At 54.2% G+C, this 6,995-nt stretch carries 5 protein-coding genes; 1 reads left to right on the top strand and 4 read right to left on the bottom strand.

The window, feature by feature from the left end; translation table 11 throughout:
* The 3 genes from ACEW8P_RS01250 to ACEW8P_RS01240 form a co-directional block, all read right to left on the bottom strand.
* Positions 1–3,227: SusC/RagA family TonB-linked outer membrane protein (locus ACEW8P_RS01250; RefSeq protein WP_373511295.1), on the bottom strand; the 3,227-nt coding region annotated here is incomplete at its 3' end.
* Positions 3,228–3,381: 154 nt separating this feature from the next.
* Positions 3,382–4,500, bottom strand: coding sequence for a FecR domain-containing protein (locus tag ACEW8P_RS01245; protein ID WP_373511294.1), 1,119 nt, complete (start codon positions 4,498–4,500; stop codon positions 3,382–3,384).
* A 74-nt stretch (positions 4,501–4,574) separates the two neighbouring features.
* On the bottom strand, positions 4,575–5,204 hold the full coding sequence (locus ACEW8P_RS01240) for an RNA polymerase sigma factor (protein ID WP_373511293.1): 630 nt from the start codon (positions 5,202–5,204) through the stop codon (positions 4,575–4,577).
* A 125-nt stretch (positions 5,205–5,329) separates the two neighbouring features.
* On the opposite strand from ACEW8P_RS01240, the gene ACEW8P_RS01235 reads away from it, so the two are divergent.
* A complete protein-coding gene (locus tag ACEW8P_RS01235) occupies positions 5,330–5,938 on the top strand; it encodes a pseudouridine synthase (RefSeq protein WP_373511296.1) in 609 nt (202 codons plus the stop codon).
* 57 nt (positions 5,939–5,995) lie between these two features.
* Here ACEW8P_RS01235 and ACEW8P_RS01230 read toward each other — a convergent pair.
* On the bottom strand, positions 5,996–6,995 hold a 1,000-nt coding region (locus ACEW8P_RS01230; RefSeq protein WP_373511292.1), incomplete at its 5' end, for an Ig-like domain-containing protein.

Here is a 6,995-nt window from a genome sequence, read left to right as displayed (position 1 = left end):
GTGGGCGTCCAGCGGTCGAGGGCTTCCGTGATGGTGTTGCGCGAACCCCTGGTGTCTAACAAGTTGCGCCGTGCTTCGTTGTATATTTTGTTGCCGACTGAGCTACGGAAAAAGAGTGTCAGATCAAAGTTGCGATAGCTCAGCGTATTGTTGAAGCCGAGACTAATGATCGGGTTGACGTTGCCCAGGTCAGTGCGGTCAGCAGCGGTGATGTTGTTGTCGGGCGTGTTCAGGAACTGGCCCGTCGGGCTGGTACTACCGAGGTCGCGGTACTTGTAGTCGCCCAGTTGCGCACTCTTGTAAGGATTGTTGGGGTCGTCCAACTCACTCTGAGAGTTATAAATCCCCTCCACCTGGTAGCCGTAAAGGGTGCCGATGGGTTGGTTGAGGTAGCTCCTGATGCGGTCGCCCACCCACAAATTGTTAGGCGGCAGCTGTGTGATCTTTCCCGTCAGGTGATCCATGTTGAGCGCAGCGAACCAGTTGAAGCCTTTGGCATTTTGCCCCCGCACCAAATCGCCGGAAATCGAAAACTCGAAACCTACCTGATTGAGCGAGCCCAGGTTGGTAGTCTGAATGGACGGAAAACCGGTAGAATAAGGAAGGCTCAGCGCGTAAAGCAGGTCGTAGGTCTTCTTCCAATACATATCCGTCGTGATATTGAAACGGTTGAAAACCTTGGCATCGATCCCAATATCCACCTGCCGGGTCGATTCCCAAGCCAGAGCCGGATCGACCAGGCCTACCTGGTTAGTGGCGGTGCCAGCGATTACGACACCGACTAGGTAAGAGGGAACAGAGCGCAACAGCGCCTGCGACTGGTAGGAGGCAATATTGCCGTTGCCCACGATGCCCCAGCTACCCCGCACTTTCAGCAAGTTGACGTTGGGAACGTTGAAGAAACTCTCGTTGTGCAGGTTCCAGGCGGCCGACAGGCCCGGGAAGTTACCCCACTTGCTATCCTTACCAAACTTAGAGGAGCCATCGCGCCGCAGGGTGGCCGTCAGCAGGTAGCGGTCTTCGTAAGCGTAGTTCAGTCGTCCGAAATAGGAGGCCACCGTCCAGTCCGACACGTCGGCGAATTTGTGGGAGTCGGTCAGGTGGTCCTGCTGACCGTTGTTGAAGGAAAATCCATCCACAAAGAAAGGATTATTTCCAATCAGAATTTTGCCTGGGTCGGCTTCCTCTACCGCGATGCCCAGCCCTTCCTGATAGAATTTCTGGCCCGACTGGCCTACCAAAGCCGTGATCGAGTGCTTGTTGAACTTAGCGGTGTAAGTCGCCGTATTTTCGACCAACCATGAGTAGGTTTGGCTTTGCTTGTGTTCCAGCGAGCCGCCCGTGGGCCGGAAGGGACCCACGTTCTGAATCAGGTACTTCATCTTGGTGTAGTTCAAATCCGTACCGATGGATGATTTTAACACCAGTCCTTTAATCGGTTCGATGCTCAAAAAGCCGTTGGCGATCATACGGGCCGTATTGATCGGCGCCCGCGCCACGTCGATGTCCAGGTAGGGCGTTTGGGTGTTCAGGGCACCGGAAGAGGCCACGCCGTAGTTTTTGCCCCAAAGTTCTTCGAAGGCTTTCACGGTGCCGTCGGAAGTAAGGTAGAATCCTTCGTACTGCCCGCTCGGGAAGCGTACAGGATAGTTGGGAGCCATTCTCATGGCGTTGTTGTACACGCGGTTGTTGCTGATCGACTTTTGATCCACGTACGACAAGTTGGTGTTCAGGCCGAAGCGCACCCGGCCTCGCCAAGCCGCCGATTCGGCGTTGAAGCGGGCCGAGTAACGCTTGTAAAAGTTGGACTTGATGACGCCCTGGTTATCGAGGTAGCCCACCGAGCCGGAGTAGTTGGTCTTGTCCGACGAGCCGTTGAAGGTTATATTGTAGTCCTGAATCGAACCCGTGCGGAGTACTTCATCCAGCCAGTTGGTGTTGTAGTCGGTCGGGATGGCCAGTTGCTGACCAGGGTTGAAAGCCAGGTTCTGCATATTCACCCCGCCACGGCTATAGGCGTCGAAGAGCAGATTGGAAAACTGATTGGCATTCATCAAATCCCAGGAATTGGCCAGTTTTTGCACCCCGGTGTTGATGCTGACGTTCATGCCGCTGGTGCTGGTACGGCCAGTTTTGGTCGTAATCAGAATTACGCCATTGGCCCCACGAGCGCCGTAAATCGAAGTGGCCCCGGCGTCTTTCAGGATTTCGATGGACTCGATGTCGTTGGGGTTGATCATCGACAGGATATCCGTCCGGTCGCCAGAAACGCCCATTCGTGAACCTGAATACAGGTCGTTGGCACTAGCAGCCACCGGAAAGCCGTCGATAACGATCAGCGGATTAGCGTTAGAATTGACGGAATTGGCTCCCCTGATACGGATCGTGCTGCCCGCGCCGGGTGCGCCCGAACCCGTCACCACATCAACGCCCGCCGCCCGGCCCCCGAGAGCCTCGGTCAGGTTGGTTTTGGGGATGTTCTGAATCTCTGAACCTTTCACCTGCGCGACCGACACCGTCAGTTCGCCCCGGCCTTGGGTGCCATAGCCCACCACAACCACCTCGTTCAGGAGTTTGTCGTCAGTTTTCAGCGAGACATTCAGCGTTTTCTGGTTGCCAACCACCTTTTCCACCGGTTCGTAGCCCACGTACGAAAACACCAGGACGGCGCTTTCGTTAGGTACCGCCAAGCTGTACTCGCCGTTTTGGTCGGTGGATGTGCCGCGCGAAGTACCCTTTATGAGGATATTGACACCAGGCAGGCCGCTGCCATCCTTCACGTCGATTACCTTGCCCGATACCGAAATATCAACCGGGATGATAAGTGGTGTTAAATTGCTCCGGTGTTCCAGCAGACTTTGCGTCTGCTGGCGTCGGAGGATGATGTACTTACCCGCCACGTGATACGTAAGTCGCATGGGGAGAAGGATTTTGTCCAATACTATGGCCAGTGGCTCTTCGCGGGTATTCAAGCTGACTTTGTCGGAATTGCGAAGCAGGGCAGGGTCGTAACTAAATTTTACATCGGCGGATTTTTCAATCCTGGCTAAGGCGGTACGCATGTCCTGGTTGGTAATGTTCACCGAAACGGGACGCGCCAGTAGCTCTTGGGCATTAGTCTCTTCCGCCAGACTGATTCCGAAGGTCAGCATCACAACAAATAGGTGAAAACAGGAGAATTTGACCATAGCCACGAATAATTTGACGGGTAGTCGAAGTTTTTTCATAGTTTTAGAAGTTTTGTTGGTTAATAAATAGGCAATTGGCAAAACATTTCCCCTTGGCCTTGCCGGGCTACCGGGGAGCAGTTTTCGGTCGGTGGTGTTAGCGCATCGCCGACCGTTTTTTTTGTTAAGGTGTTTTCATGTTTTTGGTTTAAGGTTAAGGGTCAAAGTTTTTATTGAGAGACTGAACTCTGAACATATTTTCCTCCACAATCACCTTGGCATCCACAATCTGATAGGTCAGGTCCAGGGTCTTGCAAATCACGTCCAGCTTTTCGTAGAGGGTTTCGTCCTCCATACTGACGGTCAAAGAGCGATGGGCGATTAGGTCGGCATCGGCTACGATTTCTACTCCGTAGGCTTGTTCCAGCGTGTCGAATACTTTTTGTAAAGGGGTATTATTGAAATTGAAGGAGGGTTTCTGGCTGGGCGGCGTGAGCAGTTCCGGCGTAGCGACGAGGGTTTTACTCAACTGAATTTGGTCTTTCAGGAAAACGGCCTGCTGGTTGGGCGTCAGCACCACGCCCGTGCGTTGCGCTTTGGCGGACGCTTCCTCGAAGTCTTTCCTGACAAACACCGACACCCGGCCCGTCCTGACCTGAACAGTCACGTCCGGCGCGTCGTCGTAGGCCGCCACGCGGAAGCTCGTGCCCAGAACTTTCGTCACTGTCTCGTTGGCATATACCAGGAAAGGGCGGTCAGGATTTTTCTGTACTTCAAAAAACGCTTCCCCGCTCAGCGTCACCACGCGCCGCGCTGCGTCGAAGGTTTCGGGGTAAGTAAGGCGACTGTCCTTGCTCAGGCTCACCACGCTTCCGTCGCTGAGGTGGACTTTGAGAATTTTATCGGTGCGATTGACCTCTTCCAGCGTGGGCGTAGGCGAAGTCGTCTCGAACGATAGTGAGAGCGAGGGTTTAGGGTTTTCGCGCTGGAACCACCACGCCGAAGCAGCCAGGCTAATCACCAACAGGATCGATGCCGCTACCCGCCAGGCCGTCGGTGAAAGCCGGAAGATTCGTCGGGGTGGCTGAGTGCGCTGTTGGATATTTTGCCAAATCGCGCGGGATAATTCCATATCCGACGGGGCTTGTTGCGTGGCTTTTAATTGCAGCACGAGTTGGCGGGCAGCCAGCATTTTGTTGGTTTGGCCGGGGTACGCCGCCAGGTACTTTTCCCAGAAAGAACGGTGGGCCGATTGGGGCCGAAGCACCCAATCCTGAAAGGATTCGTGGAATGCGAAATCTTCAATCTCAAAATGCGAAAAGTCCTTTGGCATCGGGGAGCGGAGTTGGGGCTATTCTCTCTAGTGTAAAAACGGACTTCTTTTAGTCCATTTTTTTCAAAGAAATTTCAAGAAAACAATAAAAAGGCCGTGAGAAGGGGGATCAGGGTCGATAACTGCATCCGCTCGCGCAGGTTTTTCAGGGCAGTATAGATAAATTTGCAGGCCGACTGGTAGTTGACCCCCATGACCTGCGCCACCTCCTCGTTGCTCAGTTCTTCAAAATAGCGAAGGTAAATGGCTTCCTTTTGGCGCTTGGGAAGTTGGCCGATGGCTGAATTCAACCGCCGGGAATTACGGAGCGAGGTTTCGGAGAGCAGCCATTGGCTTTCGGCATTATCGTGTTCGATGGGGAAATGGGTTTCTTCCAGCGTCTCCGATTGGTCGAGCTGGATTTGCCGCACGATTTTGTAGCGCAGGGCTTTGAGCAGATAATGCCTGGCGGACTGCGCGTAAGCGATGGTTTGGCGGCTTTCCCAAAGCTCAACGAAAAGATCTTGGATACAATCCTGAATGGCATTGTGATCGGTCGTAATTTTACGCCCGTAAGCAATCAAAAGCTGGATATGGTTTTGGTACAAAGACTCGAAAGCAGCCTGGTCGCCCGCCTGGAAGTCCCGCCAAAGATCACGACCTTCGTCCCGCGCCGCATCCGGCGCGGTAGAACTGATCGTAAAGGGTTTTTGCAGATTTCCCATAGCCAAAAAATAGCCTTTTTTGGACAAAACCCAGAAAATTTGTGGGTTAAGGCCGCTGGGTTTAACTCATCAAAACAGATTTTTGTTAATTTCTACTTCTAAAATCTCATTTTCAACCCTGAACTCTGAACGCTGAACCAAAACACCGCTACTTTATCCTCAACAAACCTTACGACATGCTCTCCCAATTCATCGGCGGACAGGGCCGGATGCTGGGCGAGCTGGACTACGAATTTTCCGAAGGCACGCATCCTATCGGGCGTCTCGACAATCACTCGGAGGGTTTGCTAATTCTGACGACCAACAAAAAAGTAACGAAGCTGCTCTTTCAAGGTGAAGTGCCTCATACGCGCACCTACCTCGTGCGCGTCTATCGCGAAGTGAGCAATGCGACGCTCGAAAAGCTACGTACAGGCGTAACCATCCGTATCAAAGGCAACGTGGACTACGTGACCACGCCCTGCGAAGTAGATTTGGTAGAAGAACCCGAGAATCTCTTTCCCGGTGGTTACGAATACCGCGCGGGCATCCCGCATTCGTGGCTGCGTATTACGCTCACCGAGGGCAAGTATCATCAAATCAGGAAAATGACCCGGGCCGCGGGTCACCCCTGTCAGCGGCTCATTCGTGTGGCTATCGAAGACCTTGCGCTTGGTAATTTGTTGCCGGGGCAGGTGCAGGAGATAGGGGAGGATGCCTTTTTTCAAAAACTGAGAATACCCTGGTTTGAATAGAGAAAGGGCTGGAACGTTCCAGCCCTTTCTCATCCAGGAAAAGCATTTCAGAATAAACTACTGCTTGTTAACCCGCACGACACCCTGACGGTTGCTGCCATCGACGGCGCGGATCAAGTAAGTACCCGTGGGCTGGGCCGTCAGGTCAAACTTGACCTCGTTGAGCCCTTCGAGCAACTGCTCGGTGCGCTGCTGCACGGCGCGGCCCGTCAGATCCAGCACCTGCATTTGGGCGGGGCCGGAGATTTCGCTCAGTACTTCCAGAGTCAGGTTGCCCGCCGTGGGGTTGGGGTAACCCTTCATCGACAGGGCGAAGGGAACTTCCGGTACGGACTCCTCCACGCCGATGCGGGCGTTGCCGGAGCCACAAGCTCCTAACTTGGCCCCCAGCTTCAGATAGCGGTCGGCTATTTTCTTTGTTACGCAATGTGTCACGCCATAGTAGCAGACCACCACCATGGAGTTATTGGGGCCGCAACTCGTACTCGGCGGTGTCGGCGGTTCCTCGGCACCCCAGGTGATGCTTCCGTTGTCGCTCAGGGTGCCAATGGCAGCCACCAGGTTGTCGGTTCCGGCATTCGCACCCGTGTAGCAGAAAGTAGCTATTCCGCTGGCGTTGGTATTGGCGAAGCCGGAACTCGCTGAGTTTACGCCCGTAATCGTGAAGTCCACCCGGACGCCGTTCACAGGATTTCCGTTTTGGTCTTTCACCAGGGCCGTGACGCATTTTTCCGTCCCCACCATTGCAGTCGAATTCTTAGGGCTGAGCACAATGCTGCTCACAGTGGCGATGGGAGCAAAGGACGCGCCGCCCAGGTAACCGTAGGAATCGACATTATTAAACCCGTACACGGTGACTCCAAACGGCAGGCCGCTGCCCGTCAGGTTGTGGGTGCCGATGGACACGGACACGGCTGCACCCGAAAAGCCCGTGGAGCCGATAGCCGTGAAACTGCCCGCCGGAATGGTGGTGCCATCCAGTTGAATGGTTCCGACCGCTGCATTGGGCGCCACGACGTTGACGTAGTTGTTCGCAAAGCCGGAAGAAGGGGTGGTG

The sequence above is a fragment of the Persicitalea sp. genome (assembly GCF_041751555.1).
Lineage (GTDB): Bacteria > Bacteroidota > Bacteroidia > Cytophagales > Spirosomataceae > Persicitalea.
Note: the sequence above shows the minus strand (reverse complement) of the source record. Positions and strands in the feature narration are given on the sequence as shown.

Coding starts and splice junctions, on each gene's coding strand:
- ACEW8P_RS01245 (WP_373511294.1), bottom strand. CDS start 4,500: ATGCCAAAGGACTTTTCGCATTTTGAGATTGAAGATTTCGCATTCCAC.
- ACEW8P_RS01240 (WP_373511293.1), bottom strand. CDS start 5,204: ATGGGAAATCTGCAAAAACCCTTTACGATCAGTTCTACCGCGCCGGAT.